This is a genomic window from Paenibacillus pinihumi DSM 23905 = JCM 16419, from assembly GCF_000422505.1.
GTDB classification, from domain to species: Bacteria; Bacillota; Bacilli; order Paenibacillales; family Paenibacillaceae; genus Paenibacillus_D; species Paenibacillus_D pinihumi.
In genome coordinates, this window is the sequence record NZ_KE383864.1 from 336,705 (window position 1) to 353,413 (window position 16,709).

Genomic DNA, 16,709 nt, shown 5'->3' on the forward strand with positions numbered 1-16,709 from the left:
CCTCCTTGGCGATTAAGCTTGCTTGGCTTGCTGCACCAGTGCATACGTATCGCGTGCAATCAACAGCTCCTCGTTCGTTGGTACAACAAGCACTTTAATTTTTGAGTTCTCAGTCGAGATGTAACGTGCTTCCTTGGAGCGCTTCTTGTTCAGCTCCTCATCCAGTTCGATGCCGAGGAAAGTTAATCCTTCACAAACGGAAGCGCGCAGACGATCGGAGTTTTCTCCAACACCGGCAGTAAAGATCAGCACATCCATGCCGTTCATGGCCGCTGCATAGGCACCGATGTATTTGCGCAGACGGTACACGTACATATCAAATGCAAGCTGCGCATTTTTATCACCGTCATCCATGCCCTGTACAATTTCGCGCATGTCACTGCTGATACCTGAGATGGCAAGCAGCCCGGAGTGCTTGTTGAGCATCGAGTTGACTTCGCTCAACGTAAGCTCTTCTTTGTTCATGGTAAAAGGTACGATCGCCGGGTCGATATCACCGCTGCGCGTACCCATCATCAGACCTTCAAGCGGTGTAAGCCCCATGCTTGTATCTACCGATTGGCCTTCTTTAATTGCAGTAACACTCGCCCCGTTGCCGATATGGCAGGATACCATCTTCACTTCGGAAAGCGGTTTGCCGAGAAGCTGGGCGGCCTGATCGCTCACATAATGATGCGAAGTGCCGTGGAAGCCGTAGCGGCGAATTTTGTGACGGCGATAAAGCACCATCGGGATTGGATACAGGTAAGCGGTCTGCGGCATCGTCTGGTGGAATGCGGTATCGAAGACGACAACCTGTTCCACAGCCGGCAGATTCGCTTCAACAGCCGAGATCCCCATCATGTGAGCCGGGTTATGCAATGGCGCAAGGTCGAACAGCTTGCGGATTTCCAGCTTTACCTCAGGTGTTACAATAACAGATTGTTTAAAGCTCTCTCCACCATGAACGACGCGGTGGCCGACAGCTTGAATTTCATGAATTGTAGACAATACACCGTGCTCAGGATCAACCAATATATCGACAACCCGTTTTACGGCGGTTACATGATCGAGAATTTCACTTACATCTCTAACTTCCTGCTTGTCTGGCACCTCGTGCGTCAGAATGGAGGAATCCATTCCGATCCTTTCGACGCGTCCGCTTGCCATAACGGTCTCTTCACGCATATCATACAGCTGATATTTTAGCGAGGAACTTCCTGCATTGATAACGAGTACTTTCATATCCGATCTCCATTCTTGTCGTATTTGAAGAAGCCGATTCCTGTTTTCACTCCGAGATGACCTGCGCGAACCATTTTCTTCAATACAATGGACGGACGGTACTTCAGCTCTCCATACTCTCTGAACATATTGTCCAGAGCCGCGACAACCGCATCAAGACCAAAACGGTCGCACATTTCAAACGGCCCGTGCTGGAAGGAGTAACCGATGCGCATTGCGCTGTCGATATCCTCTGCAGACGCTACGCCCTCTTCCAGAACATGCAGTGCTTCGTTAATATGGAGACAAATCAGGCGGGTTGTAACAAATCCTGGCGATTCAAACACCATAACCCCTTTTTTATTGATGGTCTCTTCAAGAAAATGCTTCGTTTGCTCGAACGTCTGCTCCGACGTTTTCAAGCCGCGTACAATCTCAACCACATCAATTTTGGATACAGGGTGGATGAAATGAAGACCAATAACCCGCTCAGGGTATTTAGTGGCTCCGGCAAGTTCTGTCAAGCTGAGGGTGGAGGTATTGCTCGCGACAATGATATCCGGAGAACAATGCAAATCAAGTTCACGCAGCACATTTATTTTCTCTTCCAAATCCTCTGTTACCGTCTCAATGACAAGCTCACATTGACTCAATTCAGCCACACTGTTCGTCCGGTGAATTTTATTCATAATAAGCTTTTTCTCGGCCTGGGTAAGCGCCCATTTTTCCATTTGCTTATCCAGACTGTGATCGATCATCGAAATCGCATAATCCAGCTTCTCTTGCGTACGTTCCGTGACGAATACATCCAATCCTTTAAAAGCAAGCATTTGGGCAATCCCTTGCCCCATTGTTCCAAGTCCGACGACTCCTACCTTGCGTACTGGCATGTCAAAATCCCACCTAGCGTTATATTTAAACATTAGAGCGTAAAATTCCACAAATACATACCGCCATGCCCCCCTGCCAAGGCGAAGCATGTGTTCCGTGGTGAAATAGCGGCGGACCGCCCGAAGGCAGACCCGGCTATATTTTAAAATGCCCTCTATGCCTTTCCTATTATACAAGAAAAGAAGACTATCCGACAGGATAGCCTTTGAGTTGTAGAAAAAAATTCGCAATTCAAATCGAAATCATGCAGGTGTTAGCGCATTATCTTGTTTATTTTTCAAAATATTCCTGAAACGTTCCCCGCTAAGTGTTTCCTCACGGATCAAAATATCAAGCGAGCTCAAAAATACATGGCGCCGCTCGAGCAGCATTGCCTTCGTCCGCTCCATCAACTGGTCCAATAAGGTAGAACTAATCGTCGCCCAGCGGTCAGGCGTCATCATGCTGCCATCGATAATTCCCAGCTCCGTCAGCCCGGATTCAACCATTGTGCGCACGATGTTAACCGCATGCTCGAAGTCGCCACGGGAACCGGTACTGCGGTTGCCGTAAAAGATTTCCTCGGCTGCCGCTCCCCCAAGTGCAATCATAATCTGCGTCTCCAGAAAATCTTTTGTATACAAATACTGATCCTGCTCCGGGTTATGTCTCACATAGCCCATCGCCTGGCCGCGCGGGGAAAGTGCAACAGTAGATACACTGCCGGGACGTACAAGCTCGGCTGAAATCGCATGCCCGAGTTCATGCATAGCGATCCGCTCACGCTCTTCCATCGTAGCCTCGCGGTCTGTCTTCTCACCCATCATGACCTTGTCAATGGCCATCGACAAATGCTGCTGCATTATCGACTCGTTATCGTCGCGCATGGCGTAAATCGCCGCCTCATTCATGACGCTCTCCAACTGGGCACCAGAGAAGCCGAACGATTCCTCTGCAATACGCTCCAAATTAACAGCTTCATCAAGCGGCTTGTTCTTCGCATGAATGTTTAGAATATGCCGGCGCCCCTTTTTATCGGGCAGATCGACCTGGATATGACGGTCAAAACGTCCGGGACGAATCAATGCGCTATCCAGCATCTCCTTGCGGTTTGTAGCAGCAATAAGCAATATTCTGGGTGAATCCGTTGTGTAGATGCCATCCATCTCTGTAAGGAGCTGATTGAGCGTCTGATCATATTCCCGATGCTGACCGCCGTCACGCTTGCCGCCAATGACATCAATTTCGTCAATAAAAATGACGGCACTGCTTTTTCCTGCTTTGACTGCTCTTTGTCTGGCATCTTTGAACAGGTCGCGGATTCTCCCTGCACCTACACCGACATACATCTCCACAAACTCGCTGCCTGATGCTGCTACATAGATAGAATTCGTATATTGTGCTGCTGCTTTTGCCAGCAGTGTCTTGCCTGTACCTGGAGGTCCGGTAAGCAGTATGCCCTTGAGCGGGCGAATGCCGAACTTCATAATCGCATCCGGTTTGACCAGAAAATCCAGTGCCTCAATCAGTTCCTGCTTGGCCCGCTCCTGTCCGCCAATCTCTTCGAAGGACAATTGCAGACCACCTTTAGGCAAAGATCTTCGGCTGCTTTGGGCAGTTGCCAGATTCCCTCTGCTGCGAATCCCGGCAAACAGAAGCCCGCCTACGATAGCAGCCAGCAGCAGCGGCAGCATATTTACACCGATATAAATCAAAAATCCAACGATAACAACACCTGCACCAATAAGCAGCTCTTTCCACAAGTTACGCATGGCTCCACGCTCCTATCGTTGCCGGAAAACGCGGCAGCACTATATATTTGGAAGTTGCTCCGTCCAGCATCGTAATATATACGCTCGAATCATCGATACCCGTTTTGATTTGCAATCCCGGATTTTGCTGCTGAAGCTTGTCCATCGCTTCAATAATGCCTGAATATTCACGCTTTTCCATCGATTCTGCTATCTGAAACAGCACGGAAGACCACAATTTCTCCAGCTTGTTGCTTGTAACAGAATCAAAGCTCAGCTTCAATTCCCGGCCGCCGATGAGAGAATCGCCTTTGTCCTTAATTGCATGGACGACATCTTCCATATTGGCATCCCGTTTAAGCTGCAGCTTCACGGATATTGTATTCCGGTCAATCGACGATTGGGCGGATTGAACACCATCCACACTGCCAACCATTTTCTCAAATGGTTTCTCGACCGCTGTACTCTGATATATATACCATCCACCGAAAACAAGAGCCGCTGTAATAACGGCGGTAATGACCGTAGGAATCCATTTCAATCGCATTACAAAAAGCCCCCTTCATTTCGGATTGCTATGATAAAAGCCAGCAAGATATCAACAACATCTATACTAGAGTATATCATAGCCATCTATACGAAGGAGGCTGTAATTAAAGGGAGAGCAGGCTCTGTTTTCTTCTCCTGCTACTCCGTACCATCTGAGAATTTGGACGGCAGATTATAGATTGTAATAAATGAACCGTCGCTGAACTTGTAAAATTCATAATAATACTTTTCAGTTGTTTCGTTGCGCTTATAGAAGACTTCCCAGATCTTCTCACCGTCCAGCAGACCCGGTTGCACCCGGATAATATCAGCATCCGGCTTGCTTGCCAGCACCTTCTCCGTAATCTGATCCTTGCTTATACCTGAGGATGACAGGACGGAGTCGGCCTTGTCGCCAACAACCCAGACCATTTTGTCCTCGCCGCTTTCATCAGTGCCCTGAACGATCCAGGCAATCTGATTCCACACATGCTTGGTTGCAGACGTAATATGGACAAGGCCGGCAGCCTGCGCGGCAACTTGCTCCGCCTCACGCTCCTGCTTCCAAATATCCTGCTGCGTCGAGCGGTAATATAGGTTAAGCAGCAAAAATATAAGCATCAGCACGGTCACAATGAGTAACACCCAGCGTCCGGGCGTCATGAGCCTTGCTCTGGAGCGCACTCTCATTATCGCTGACCCAGCGCCTCAAAGCGGGCCTGCGCTTCATGACGGACACGCTCTTCGTCGATAAACAGACATTGCCGGTTCTCCACAACCTGGCGTCCATTAACCCATACATGCAGGACATCCCTTCCGGAAGCGGCATATACCAGGTGAGAAATAAAATCCGTCTGCGGATAAAAATGAGGCTGCTCAATATCCAAGGCGATAAAGTCCGCTTTCATGCCCGCCTTCAGGCGGCCAAGCTCCTGCTCCTGCCATAGCGTGCGTGCCCCGTATACGGTTCCCATTCGGAGTGCTGTCAGAGCCGGAACTGCGGTAGGGTCGCCACTTACCCCTTTATGAATAAGAGCAGCCAGACGAATCTCATTGAAGAGATTCAAATTATTATTGCTCGCCGCACTGTCCGTTCCAAGCGATACCGTTACACCTGCCTTCAGCAAATCAGGCACTCTCGCTACGCCGCTGGCCAGCTTCAGATTGCTCGCCGGATTGTGGGAAACCGATACTTCGTGCGCTTTTAGAATTTCGATTTCCTCGTCATTCAGATGAACGCCATGTGCGACAAATGAAGGCCGGGAGAAAAATCCCAGCTTGAGCAGATGCTCAACAGGACGGCTGCCATAGTCACGAACATTTTGCTCCACTTCCGCAAGCGTCTCGGACATATGGGTATGCATCGGCAAATCGAGGTCATGTGCAGCTTGTACGAACTTCTCGATAAAAGCAGGCGGGCACGTGTAAGGCGCGTGCGGGGACATCATCGTGCGGATACGTCCGTCCCCTTTGCCGTCCCAATTTTTAGCGAAGGCAACTGCCTCCTCAAGCTTGGCGCGCTGTTCTTCTTCAGAGCACAAGCCGATTGCGCCGCGCGTCAGCCAGCCGCGGATACCGGATTGCTCTACAACCTGGGCGACAATATCCATACGGTCATACATATCTACGAAGGTTGTTGTTCCACTCTTCAGCATTTCCAATACAGCAAGCGATGTCCCGGTCCGGGTATCTTCATCCTGATATTTGCCTTCCATTGGCCACATATAATCTTGCAGCCACACTTGCAAGGTTTCATCATCGGAGTAACCACGAAGCAATGACATGGCTGCATGGCCATGCGTATTAATCAACCCCGGCATGAACAACTGCCCTTTGCCGTTGATGATTTTGGCGCCTTCCGTCAATGATGCATCCGGCGCATTCTCCCCAACATAAGTAATCAAATCGTTGTCGACCACCATATGTCCGCGAACGACAAGCTGCTCATCATCCATCGTAACGAAAATTCCGTTCTCAATCCAAAGACGGCTCATATTGATTCTTCTCCTTCATTATCCAAGTAATAAGCCAGGCTTAACAATTCTCTTGTAAAATCAGCATGGTGAATGCGCACCTCTTCAGGCACTTTCAGAATAACCGGAGCAAAATTCAAGATGCCTTCTACACCCGCCTCTACAAGCTGATTGGCAACATTTTGAGCCTCTACTGCCGGGACCGTAATAATACCGATTCGAATATTATGTTCGTCCACCATCTGCTTCAAATCTGTCATCGGCTGTACAGTAAGGTTGTTGATTTGCGTTCCGACTTTGGCAGGAAGCGCATCAAACACAGCTGTAATCTTCATGTTGTCATTGATATACGTATTGTAGTTGCAAAGCGCATGACCGAGATTGCCTGCTCCTATAAGCGCAACATGCAGCGTCTGGTTGAGTTTCAGAATTTGCCGGATTTTCTCGATCAGGTAGACGACATCATACCCGATCCCCTTGCGTCCAAATTCACCGAAATAGGCCAGATCCTTGCGGATTTGAGCCGGATTCAGATCAAGCCTTTGCCCGAGATCCTGGGAAGATACCGTCTGTACCTCCCGCTTGTTCAGTTCATTCAAAAATTGAAGGTAGATTGGAAGACGGCGAACCACCGCTTCGGAAATTTTCACCTGCTTCACCCTTCTTCCTCCTTTTGCTCTGTAGCGAGCCATTCTCTCATTCGCGGCACAATTTTATCCACATGCATGGATTCAATCTTCGGTCCGGGAAGAGAATATAAGAAAAACTTGCCGTATCTGGTTTCAATTACTCTTGTATCATAAATAAGCACGATGCCCTTATCCCGGGCACTGCGCACAAGCCGCCCAAAGCCCTGTTTAAAGCGAATGACCGCTTGGGGAATAGACAGCTTCATAAACGGATTTTGCTTTTGCTCCACGAGCATTTCAGCCTTTGCCTCTACCAGCGGGTGGTTGGGAGGCTGGAACGGCAGTCTGACAATCGCAAGAGCAGTCAGCGCATCGCCGGGAATATCCACCCCTTCCCAGAAACTGCTGGTACCCAGGAGCACAGAGGCCTGATTTTGCTGGAAGCGCCGCGTCAGCTTGCTCCGGTTGCCGCTGTCAATGCCCTGACCCAGCACTTGAATACTGAAAGGAGCCAAAAGCTCCTTGAGCGGATCATAGGCCTGTCTCAACATTTTATAGGAAGTGAATAGTACAAGCATCCTTCCTCCCGTCTCCACCGCTGCCTCGGCAAGCGATTCGGTCAGTCGGGTAATAAAATGCGGGTCCGCGGATTGGCCTTTTAACCCCGGAAAATCTCTAGGAACAATGACAAGCGCCTGCTCCCTGTAATTGAACGGCGATGGCAGCTGAACGGTCTTCAGCCGTCCTGACTTCTCATGCTCCCATAGCCCAAGCTGTTCACTAGCATACGAAAAGGACTTCTGCACAGATAACGTTGCGGACGTAAGCGTGATGCTCTTTTTCGTATCAAAGAAATACTTTTTGAGCTGTCCGCTTACATCCGCCGGTACGGCAAACAAGTGAACCGATTTGGTCTTAAACTGGGCTGAAGCCTCAATCCAGTATACGGTAGACTGATCCTCCATCTTGATAAAGGTTCGCAGATCATCCTTGAGCCGGTTCAGATCCTTGACGATACCGTTCAAATCCGTGACCAGCGCCTGAATCGAGTGGTCATCCAAACGGTCCTTAATCTCGGACAGGAGCTTGTCCATCGTTTTGGCCATCCTGCTGATCTGGGTATGCAGATTCGTCTCCAACATTTCGGCTTCCTGCCAAATTTCAGGCAGTGATTCCGGCTTGAGCCTTAGCACAGCAGGCATATTTTCCACAGAATCTGCTGGAGCAGTGCTTGTGCAGCTTGCATAGAGAAGCTCCATAAGCCTGTCCCAGCCCTCTTTAATTTCCGTCAAATAAGGTTGAATGCTGTCAATCGTCTCATGCCATGCTTCAATGTATTCGTCATCCTCATTTTGCAGCTTGGCTTGCAAAGTTGTGAGCATGCCGTTCTTGGCATCCTTGTACAGCCTGAGCAGCGGATGCTGAAGGGAGAAGTAGGATACCTGCAAGCCCAGATGCTTGCTCGCCACCTCTTCAAGGTGGTGTGCCTCATCCACGACCAGATGCTCGTAAGCTGGCAAAAGACGATGATCAGCACGAATATCAGTAAACAGCATCGAATGATTGGTAATAATGACATCCGCAAGGTTCGCTTCCTGCTTGGCACGGTGGTAGAAGCAGCGCTTAAACCACGGGCAGGCCCTGTTGAGGCAGGAATCCGCATCACTGGATACCGTCTCCCAAAAATCCGCGCCTTTATTGCCGAAATGCAGTTCCTCCTGATCGCCGTGCTCTGTCTCGCCAAGCCATACAATCATTTGAGCCGCAGTGATACGGTCTTCGTTCGGGGCAATAAAATCCTGTAAATTCACTTTGCCTTCAAACTTGCGCAAGCACAAATAATTGCCCCTGCCTTTAAAAACGGCTGCCCGGAATTCAAAAGGCATTGTCTTTTGCAGCAACGGAATATCACGTTCCCTGATTTGTTCCTGTAAGTTAATGGTATGTGTGCTGACGACTATCTTTCTATCATTGCGAACACCATAAAATAAAGAGGGAATCAGGTAGCCAAGAGATTTTCCAGTGCCTGTTCCGGCTTCAATCAGCAGATGGCTGCTTGTCTCCAGCGCATCGTACACTTCCTGAAACATCTGGTTTTGTGCTTCCCGTTCCTCATAATTTTTGACCTGCTCACGGAACTTCTGGCGAACAAGCTCCATATAATCTGAAAATTCAAGCCCATCCAGCACAACTGCGGCCTCAAGCCCCTGTCTTGGCGCCTCTTCTTCTGTCCAGTCTTCAACCTGCAAAGCAAACTGTCTAAAGTAAGAATGCATATTTTCATCTAATGAAGATTCTTTTTCCTTGAAAGAAAGAGTCTGGTGAATAAACCAGCCCAAATCCTCATTCGGATTGAAAAATGATGCCAGTCTTTGCAGCGTGAGAAGCGGCAAATCACGCAGTTTTGCCACACATTTTTGCAGCAGCACCGCCGTTGCCAGCGCGTCACTGTCTGCCTGATGATGACGGTCATGCGTTATGCCAAATATCTCTGATACTGCGCTAAGCTGATAAGTCGTTAGTGAAGGATACAGGAATTTCAACAGATCGATCGTATCCAGCCTTCTGCCTACGAACGGCATATAACCGCTTTTATCCAAAGCCTGGTTAAGAAAGCCAGCGTCAAATCCGACATTATGGGCTACAAGAACTGCATCTGCAAGATGGGGGATCATGGCGAGAAGCACCTCTTCTACAGGAGGTGCTTCAGCGACCATTTCATCATGAATTCCGGTAAGCTGGGTAATAAAAGGCGGAATTTCGACAGTCGGCTTGACAAAGGAACTGTACGTATCCGTAATGTTTAAAAACTCATCAACAATAACAAGTCCAACCTGTATAATTTCATCATCGGCCTGGTTGCCGGTCGTTTCCAAATCCAATACTGCAAATTTCATCCGGTTCGACCCTCTCACAAACAGCTAAGTTTCGCGCTCCCGAAATATAACGATAACTGCCCGTCCCGGGTCTTGCATGCATGAAGATTGCTAAGCGTTTCCTCAAATGACGGATCAGCGTCATAGGCTTGTTGGAAATAAACTTCCGCCTGATCCAGATTTTGACGGATCGCCTGGATGCAGCCAAGTGCATTCAGCCCGAGGGCCTGCCACTTTGGGTGATCCGTAAGTGCGACAATCAGTTGAAAATGCCGTTGTGCTTCATACCATTCCTGCATATGCATATATGTCATCGCAAGAAACAGCCTGGCAAGGTTGCAATCGGGAGAATGCTCCATCACTTTATTGAAGGCATCAGCGGCTTCCGGGAACATATAGAGCTTGAAATAGCCTTGTCCTTTTGATAATAATTGCTCCAATGCTACTGGAGAAACAGCAGCGGCAGAGAGCTTGTCTGCATGAGCCGTCTTGAGCGGCATCGTAGTTATATTCGTCTTTTCTGGGACAGAATCCTGCATTTTATCATTAAAAAGTGCAATTTTCTCCTCAAAACTGAGCCATTCATCCATTATTTTGTCACTCATTGCCTTTAACACCGAGAACTGTTCCTCATCCTGACCCTTTAATATGCCATTCGGATTGCGCTGGATCAGCTCATCAAGCAGTTCATTCATGGTCGCAAACAAATGGCTGAACATGGATAGATCATCCTCCTTGACAGAAGAATAAGCATTATGCCGCGAGCTGCAAAAAGTCCGGCTGCAACAATTTCTGTTTGCCGGACTTCTCAAGGGCCCCCGGCAATTTATTTGTATGCTCATTCTTTGTCTCGGCGGTTGTTTTCATACGGTCAAAAGACGGTTTGCAAAGCATTAACAAAGTGATGCTTATTTGACAGTAGCATGAATTTCTTCCGACAGCAATTCCGCCGGCCGGTTATCGTCATTCATAATGACAACCTTCGGTTTGTGCACGCGCGCTTCCTCATTCGTCATCATGGCATAAGCAATAATAATTACTTTATCACCGGGTTGAACCAGCCGTGCAGCGGCACCGTTCAAACAGATAACACCCGAACCGCGCTCCCCCGGTATGACATAAGTCTCCAGCCGGGCGCCATTATTATTATTTACGATCTGAACCTTCTCATTGGCCCAGATATCCGCCAGCTCCATCAAATCTTCATCAATGGTAATGCTGCCTACGTAATTCAAATTTGCTTCTGTAACCGTCGCCCTGTGCAGTTTGGATTTCATCATCGTCCTAAACATGGCTGGCCACCTCTTTCGCAGTAAATAATCGGTTATCAATAAGTCTTGTGCTTCCGAACCGGACCGCCATCGCAACAATCCAGCTTTCGTTTATGCCCTTCAAAGGCAGATTGTTATTCAACTCTGTCAAATCAGGATACCCAAGAACTTCAACATAATCAATGTCAGATAGTGGTGCGGCTTCCGTTATATATTGAACGAGCTTCCCGCGGAGCGAAGCTGGCGTCTCGCTCTCAGAGCGGGATAGCTCAGACGCTTTATTCAGAGCCTGTGACAGCACCACTGCCTGGATACGTTCAGCATCATTCAGATATACATTGCGTGAGCTTAGCGCCAGCCCGTCTGCCTCACGTACGGTCTCGCACGGAACAATTTCAACCGGAATATTGAGGTCCTCTGTCATTTTGGCGATCACGGCCACTTGCTGCGCATCTTTCAGGCCGAAGTAAGCCCGGTCAGGTCCTATAATATGAAACAGCTTGCTCACAACTGTGCCCACACCGTCAAAATGTCCTGGCCGCGATGCTCCGCACAGGCGGTCTGTAACTTCAGATATGAGCACCTTGGTTTTGACCGGCTTCGGATACATTTCCTGAACGGGAGGCATAAATACAATATCCACGTTCTCCTTGCCGGCAAGCTCCAGATCGCGCTCCACATTGCGCGGATAGCGTTCAAAATCTTCATTCGGCCCAAACTGCAGCGGATTGACAAATATGCTGAGCACTGTCAGTCCGCTTTCAGCTTTGGAGCGGCGCATTAAGCTGGCATGGCCCTCATGCAGAAAACCCATCGTCGGCACAAAGCCGACGATGCCGTCTCTGTTCTCGCTCCGGTACGCTGCAACAGCATTTTTGACCTCGGTAATGGTTGTACGAATAAGCATCAGCCATTCTCCTTTGCAGAACCATAGACAGGACCTGCCGCCTTTCCTGCTGTCGCAGCCGTGAATACATGCTCCTCAGCCGGGAACTGGCGGGTCTTCACGTCCTTGACGTAGCCCTCGATAGCACTGCGGATGGTCGAGCCGATGTCCGCATAATTTTTAACAAACTTCTTCGGGTGGTATGGAGATGAGTATTGCAACAAATCATGGTATACGAGCACTTGTCCGTCACAGCCGCGTCCTGCGCCAATGCCGATGGTCGGAATGGAGAGGGCTGCGCTGATTTCAGCGGCAACCTGCTCGGTTACAAGCTCCAGCACCACCGCAAATGCCCCTGCTTTCTCCAAAGCCAGAGCGTCTTCCATCAGCTTGCGCGCTGATTGCTCGTCCTTGCCCTGTATCCGGTACCCGCTTAACATATGAATGGACTGCGGAGTCAGTCCCAGATGCCCCATGACAGGAATGCCTGCACGGACACATGCTGCAACCTCATCTGCAATCTCAGTGCCGCCCTCCATCTTGATTGCGGTAGCATGTCCTTCCTTCATCAATCTGGATGCAGCCCGCAAGGTATCTTCCTTGCTTACATGATAGGACATAAACGGCATGTCCGCTATTATAAACGTTGAGCCGGCTCCTCTTGCAACAGCTCTGGTGTGATAGACCATATCATCGACAGTAACCGGTATGGTGGTATCATAGCCGAGGACGACATTTCCGAGCGAGTCTCCCACGAGTATCATATCCACCCCTGCTTCCTCTGCCAGCTTCGCAGACGGATAGTCATAAGCGGTAATTACTGTGATCGGCTCCTTGTTATCTTTCATTTGCTTCGATTTCAACACGGTTAACGGCTTAGCCATACATTCAACTCCCTTTAAGTGTAGGATGCACAAAAAAACCTTTTAGCCGCTGCTAAAAAGGTCCCTAACCAAAAAGGAACTTCGTTTTTGCGAGCTTCCTTCTGTCTCGGTCCCAACGGCTCAGAGCAGAATACGCTGTGCTATATCATCATGCCGGATTGTTAGTCATTGTTATTCCCCTGCTCTGGCGATAACGAGTACAGTTCCGCCCTGGCGGATACCGTCTCGCAGCCTGAATAACAAGTTCTGTAATCAATCATGTGTCAACATGACCTCCAGCAAACCTATTTTAGCAAAAAAAAAGAACTCCGTCTATGAGACGGAGTTCGGCATTCCCATTTCCGCAGAAAAAAACGGTTTGAGCTGACCGTCATCCAGCTTTACGAGCAGTGCCCCGTTCTCCTCCAGGCCAACAGGAATCCCCTCGATAATGCCCTGCGGTGTTGTCAATACGACCCGCTGCCCGAGCGACACAGCAAGTGCCTCCCATAGCGAGCGAATCGGAGCAAAACCCTCTTGAAGATACAAATCATACAGCTCTTCAAGCTCCTTCATGAACTGGACAATGATATCGGTCCGGTCAAGCTTCCTGCCGACCAGCATCCGCAAGGATACCGCCTTGTCCATCAGCTCCGCGGGATAGTCCTGCTCCTCCAGGTTGACGCTGATGCCAATTCCGGCCAAAATGTAATTCAGACGCTCTTCTTCAGCCGTTGATTCCAGCAGAATACCGCTGATTTTCCTGCCGTCTACCAGCAAATCATTCGGCCATTTGATGCCGATTGGCAAGCCGGTGGATTTCCGCAGGGAACGGCATAGGGCAACGGCAATCAACAGCGTGAGCTGGGGACTGAAATGAATGGCCAGATTAGGCCGCAGCAGCAGGCTCATCCATATGCCCTTGCCCTTGGGTGATTCCCAGCTTCGTCCCATCCGGCCCCGGCCCTGGAGCTGCTGCTCTGCAATGACGAGCGTTCCTTCGGGCGCCCCATCTTCCGCAAGCGCGCGCAGTACCGTCTGTGTCGAATCGACTGCCTCATGCAGATGGAGCCGTCTTGCGAATCTCTCTGTAGTTAAAGAACGAAGCAGTGCAGCTGCACTGAGCCTGTCCGGCACCGCAACCAGCTTATACCCGAGCTTGCGCGATGCTTCAAAGCGGTAGCCCTGCTCCTCCAGCTTGCGGATCTTTTTCCATACGGCGGTTCGGCTGACGTTCAGCTCCTTGCTGATTACTTCGCCGGACAAATACTCGCCTTCTTTATTCTGAAACATACTTAGCAATTCGTCACTCATGATGGCTCCTTTTCCAGCCGCCTGCGCACCTGCTCCACAAGGGCGTCCTTTTCGTTGGGCAGCCTGCCCAGCGCCACATCAAGCAGCAAGTCAGACAGCAGCTGTTTCAGCCATGGTCCACCCTTCATCCGGACTGCCGACATGATATCTCCGCCGTTAACCGCCAGCTGTTTCAGCTCACTGATTTCAAGCTCGCTCCACAAACGCCGCAGCAGGGAAACCGATGGCAATGAAGCTTGATCACCTGTCAATTGTGGTGCCTCTCCGGCCATTTCCAGCCAGAGACCGGATGTTTCCTTCCCGAATTCCAGAATGAGACGGGTCCACCTCTCCCTGATTGTTTCCTCTTCCAAATTGGCATGAGTAAGAATCAGGCGCGTTGTCTCTCTGTGCAACGCAACGATGGAGCTGACTTCATCCGAATGCTGCCGCGAGTAGCGCAGCGCCTGAAACAGCTCGCCGGAAGCCTTCGCACCCAGGCCGAAGGACAGGCACAGGGCCGCCCACCGGGCGCTTGCAGCACTTATCCGTTCAAGCAGCGCCTCCGGCTGCCCGGCCTCCAGGGGCAGACTCCAGGTTGCCGGTGCCTGATCCAGTGCGAGCGGGAGCTTGTCCTTCGTATATTCCAGCAGCCTGCTTGCGAGCAGCAGCTGCATGGCCTTGTCCGGATGCGGACCTTTGATCATCTTGTACAGCTCTGCCCCGACACGCTCCATCGCAATATGCTGCAACAGGCTCCGATGTCTGATTATTGCAGTCCAGGTCGAAGGCTCGATCGCATCTCTGAGGGAACCGTAGTCCGCCGCAAAGCGAATGCCACGCAGCATCCGCAATGCATCCTCCTGCAGCCGGGCATCCGCATCTCCGACACACCGGATCAGTCCCTGCTCCAGATCGCCTCTTCCGCCGAACGGATCGATCAGTTCACCATGCTCATTAATAGCCATTGCATTCATCGTAAAATCACGGCGGCGCAAATCTTCATTCAGGTCGGATATAAACTCCACACTCGCAGGCTTTCGGAATGCTTCATAGGCCGATTCCTTGCGAAAGGTCGTCACTTCATAGGTTCCTGTTCCAGTAATCACCGTCACAGTGCCATGCTGGAGACCGGTTGGCGCGACATGCTCAAACAGCCCCAATACTTGCTCAGGGGTAGCAGAGGTTGCCATGTCAATATCGGTGATGGTTCTTCCGGCCAGCACATCCCGCACACATCCTCCGACAAATACAGCTTCATAATGATGGGCAGTCAGTTTGCGGATGACCGGCAGAGCAGAATGAAAAAGCGGATGGCTTAACGCCTCCTGCTCCTTACTCACTGCATGCCTCAAGAGCAACCGGTGCCGGTGCTTCCCAGCCGAGTACCCGGTAGTAGATTTGTTCATATTCCGCTGTAATCAGATCGTTGCAGAACCGGGTGCGCGCGCGGTGAAGACAAGCCTCACGAACCTGTGCATACAGCTTAGGATCCGAGAGCAGTTGGACCGCGTAATCCGCCATCTTGTCCGTATCGCCAATCGGGGCCAGATAGCCGGTTTCACCATGGGATACGAGCTCCGGTATGCCCCCGGCAATCGAACCGATCGTCGGAACGCCACAGGCCATTGCCTCCAGTGCGACGAGTCCGAAACTCTCCTTCTCGGAAGGCAGCAGCAGCAGATCGGCAATCGAAATGACCTGTGCGACATCCTCCTGTTTGCCAAGGAAATGAACCTTGTTTTCCAAGCCCATATTATTGATTTTACATTGGATTTTGGACAGTTCCGGCCCCTCGCCGACAAGCAGCAGCTTGGAAGGAACCTTTTCATTCAGCTTCGCAAATATATCCACAACGTCACTGACACGCTTCACCGGACGGAAATTGGAAATATGCATCACAATTTTTTCATTGTCCGAAGCAAAATCTTTTCTCAGCGTACCGGTGTCACGCGGGTAGTAGACCCGCTTATCCACAAAGTTATAAGTCAGATCGATAGGCTCCGTAATATCCAGCAGTTCCCTTGTCTCCTTGATCAAATCCTCAGATACCGCGGTTACTGCATCGCTTTCCCGGATTGCAAGCCGGATCAAATCCTTGAGGGATTCATCCTGGGCCAATACGGTAATGTCCGTACCGTGCAACGTCGTCACCGTCTTCACATCACGGTCCATCATCTGCTTGGCAAGGAATGCACAGATGGCATGCGGAACTGCATAATGGACATGGAGCAGATCCAGCTGCTGCATCTTGGCGACCTGGGCCATTTTGCTTGCTAAAGAAATATCATAAGGCGGATAACGGAATACGTAGTAATCGTTAACTTCAACCTCATGATAGAATATGTTTTTATGAAATTGTCCTAACCGGAATGGAATACTGTGTGTAATAAAATGAATTTCATGTCCCTTCTCGGCAAGCAGCTTGCCAAGCTCCGTTGCGACAACCCCTGATCCGCCAAGTGTCGGATAGCAGGTAATGCCGATTTTCATCGGTCTCATCTGTCGTGCACCCCATTTCCTTTGCTCTAGTCGAATTATATTCTTTAGCCCGTTAATCATTCAT

General features: G+C 50.0%; 15 protein-coding genes. All 15 read right to left on the reverse strand.

Annotated elements, in window-relative coordinates:
* Positions 1–12 precede the first annotated feature (12 nt).
* Positions 13–1,224: an acetate kinase gene (locus tag H583_RS0115490; RefSeq protein WP_028561244.1), complete on the reverse strand. Its 1,212-nt coding sequence runs from the start codon at positions 1,222–1,224 to the stop codon at positions 13–15.
* The gene (locus tag H583_RS0115495) at positions 1,221–2,093 is read right to left on the reverse strand and encodes a 3-hydroxyacyl-CoA dehydrogenase family protein (protein WP_028561245.1); all 873 of its coding nucleotides are present in this window, start codon (positions 2,091–2,093) and stop codon (positions 1,221–1,223) included. Before H583_RS0115495 ends, H583_RS0115490 begins: the two co-directional genes overlap by 4 nt.
* Before the next feature lie 243 nt (positions 2,094–2,336).
* Positions 2,337–3,845, reverse strand: coding sequence for an AAA family ATPase (locus H583_RS0115500; RefSeq protein ID WP_028561246.1), 1,509 nt, complete (start codon positions 3,843–3,845; stop codon positions 2,337–2,339).
* Positions 3,838–4,371, reverse strand: coding sequence for a heavy-metal-associated domain-containing protein (locus tag H583_RS0115505; protein WP_028561247.1), 534 nt, complete (start codon positions 4,369–4,371; stop codon positions 3,838–3,840). Before H583_RS0115505 ends, H583_RS0115500 begins: the two co-directional genes overlap by 8 nt.
* Before the next feature lie 140 nt (positions 4,372–4,511).
* Complete coding sequence (locus H583_RS0115510; protein WP_028561248.1) at positions 4,512–5,015, reverse strand: cell wall elongation regulator TseB-like domain-containing protein; 504 nt, start codon at positions 5,013–5,015, stop codon at positions 4,512–4,514.
* A 26-nt stretch (positions 5,016–5,041) separates the two neighbouring features.
* On the reverse strand, positions 5,042–6,346 hold the full coding sequence (locus H583_RS0115515) for an amidohydrolase (RefSeq protein WP_028561249.1): 1,305 nt from the start codon (positions 6,344–6,346) through the stop codon (positions 5,042–5,044).
* The gene (locus H583_RS0115520) at positions 6,343–6,984 is read right to left on the reverse strand and encodes a redox-sensing transcriptional repressor Rex (RefSeq protein WP_028561250.1); all 642 of its coding nucleotides are present in this window, start codon (positions 6,982–6,984) and stop codon (positions 6,343–6,345) included. Before H583_RS0115520 ends, H583_RS0115515 begins: the two co-directional genes overlap by 4 nt.
* On the reverse strand, positions 6,981–9,851 hold the full coding sequence (dinG, locus tag H583_RS0115525; RefSeq protein ID WP_028561251.1) for an ATP-dependent DNA helicase DinG: 2,871 nt from the start codon (positions 9,849–9,851) through the stop codon (positions 6,981–6,983). Before dinG ends, H583_RS0115520 begins: the two co-directional genes overlap by 4 nt.
* Positions 9,852–9,865: 14 nt before the next feature.
* Positions 9,866–10,549 (reverse strand): hypothetical protein, encoded by a 684-nt coding sequence (locus tag H583_RS0115530; protein ID WP_028561252.1) that lies wholly within the window; start codon positions 10,547–10,549, stop codon positions 9,866–9,868.
* 189 nt (positions 10,550–10,738) lie between these two features.
* Positions 10,739–11,122, reverse strand: a complete 384-nt coding sequence (gene panD / locus H583_RS0115540) for an aspartate 1-decarboxylase (protein ID WP_028561253.1) — start codon at positions 11,120–11,122, stop codon at positions 10,739–10,741.
* Complete coding sequence (gene panC / locus H583_RS0115545) at positions 11,115–12,008, reverse strand: pantoate--beta-alanine ligase (RefSeq protein ID WP_028561254.1); 894 nt, start codon at positions 12,006–12,008, stop codon at positions 11,115–11,117. The genes panD and panC overlap by 8 nt, the downstream gene beginning before the upstream one ends.
* The gene (panB, locus tag H583_RS0115550; protein WP_028561255.1) at positions 12,008–12,871 is read right to left on the reverse strand and encodes a 3-methyl-2-oxobutanoate hydroxymethyltransferase; all 864 of its coding nucleotides are present in this window, start codon (positions 12,869–12,871) and stop codon (positions 12,008–12,010) included. The genes panC and panB overlap by 1 nt, the downstream gene beginning before the upstream one ends.
* Positions 12,872–13,183: 312 nt before the next feature.
* A complete protein-coding gene (locus H583_RS0115555; RefSeq protein WP_028561256.1) occupies positions 13,184–14,164 on the reverse strand; it encodes a biotin--[acetyl-CoA-carboxylase] ligase in 981 nt (326 codons plus the stop codon).
* Positions 14,161–15,486 (reverse strand): CCA tRNA nucleotidyltransferase, encoded by a 1,326-nt coding sequence (locus H583_RS0115560; protein ID WP_036709812.1) that lies wholly within the window; start codon positions 15,484–15,486, stop codon positions 14,161–14,163. The genes H583_RS0115555 and H583_RS0115560 overlap by 4 nt, the downstream gene beginning before the upstream one ends.
* Complete coding sequence (bshA, locus tag H583_RS0115565; RefSeq protein ID WP_028561258.1) at positions 15,479–16,645, reverse strand: N-acetyl-alpha-D-glucosaminyl L-malate synthase BshA; 1,167 nt, start codon at positions 16,643–16,645, stop codon at positions 15,479–15,481. Before bshA ends, H583_RS0115560 begins: the two co-directional genes overlap by 8 nt.
* Positions 16,646–16,709 lie beyond the last annotated feature (64 nt).

What these genes read in the sequence shown, in the direction of transcription:
- H583_RS0115490 (WP_028561244.1), bottom strand. Translation starts at nt 1,224, where the DNA reads ATGAAAGTACTCGTTATCAATGCAGGAAGTTCCTCGCTAAAATATCAG.
- H583_RS0115495 (WP_028561245.1), bottom strand. Translation starts at nt 2,093, where the DNA reads ATGCCAGTACGCAAGGTAGGAGTCGTCGGACTTGGAACAATGGGGCAA.
- H583_RS0115500 (WP_028561246.1), bottom strand. Translation starts at nt 3,845, where the DNA reads ATGCGTAACTTGTGGAAAGAGCTGCTTATTGGTGCAGGTGTTGTTATC.
- H583_RS0115505 (WP_028561247.1), bottom strand. Translation starts at nt 4,371, where the DNA reads ATGCGATTGAAATGGATTCCTACGGTCATTACCGCCGTTATTACAGCG.
- H583_RS0115510 (WP_028561248.1), bottom strand. Translation starts at nt 5,015, where the DNA reads ATGACGCCCGGACGCTGGGTGTTACTCATTGTGACCGTGCTGATGCTT.
- H583_RS0115515 (WP_028561249.1), bottom strand. Translation starts at nt 6,346, where the DNA reads ATGAGCCGTCTTTGGATTGAGAACGGAATTTTCGTTACGATGGATGAT.
- dinG (WP_028561251.1), bottom strand. Translation starts at nt 9,851, where the DNA reads ATGAAATTTGCAGTATTGGATTTGGAAACGACCGGCAACCAGGCCGAT.
- H583_RS0115530 (WP_028561252.1), bottom strand. Translation starts at nt 10,549, where the DNA reads ATGTTCAGCCATTTGTTTGCGACCATGAATGAACTGCTTGATGAGCTG.
- panD (WP_028561253.1), bottom strand. Translation starts at nt 11,122, where the DNA reads ATGTTTAGGACGATGATGAAATCCAAACTGCACAGGGCGACGGTTACA.
- panC (WP_028561254.1), bottom strand. Translation starts at nt 12,008, where the DNA reads ATGCTTATTCGTACAACCATTACCGAGGTCAAAAATGCTGTTGCAGCG.
- panB (WP_028561255.1), bottom strand. Translation starts at nt 12,871, where the DNA reads ATGGCTAAGCCGTTAACCGTGTTGAAATCGAAGCAAATGAAAGATAAC.
- H583_RS0115555 (WP_028561256.1), bottom strand. Translation starts at nt 14,164, where the DNA reads ATGAGTGACGAATTGCTAAGTATGTTTCAGAATAAAGAAGGCGAGTAT.
- bshA (WP_028561258.1), bottom strand. Translation starts at nt 16,645, where the DNA reads ATGAGACCGATGAAAATCGGCATTACCTGCTATCCGACACTTGGCGGA.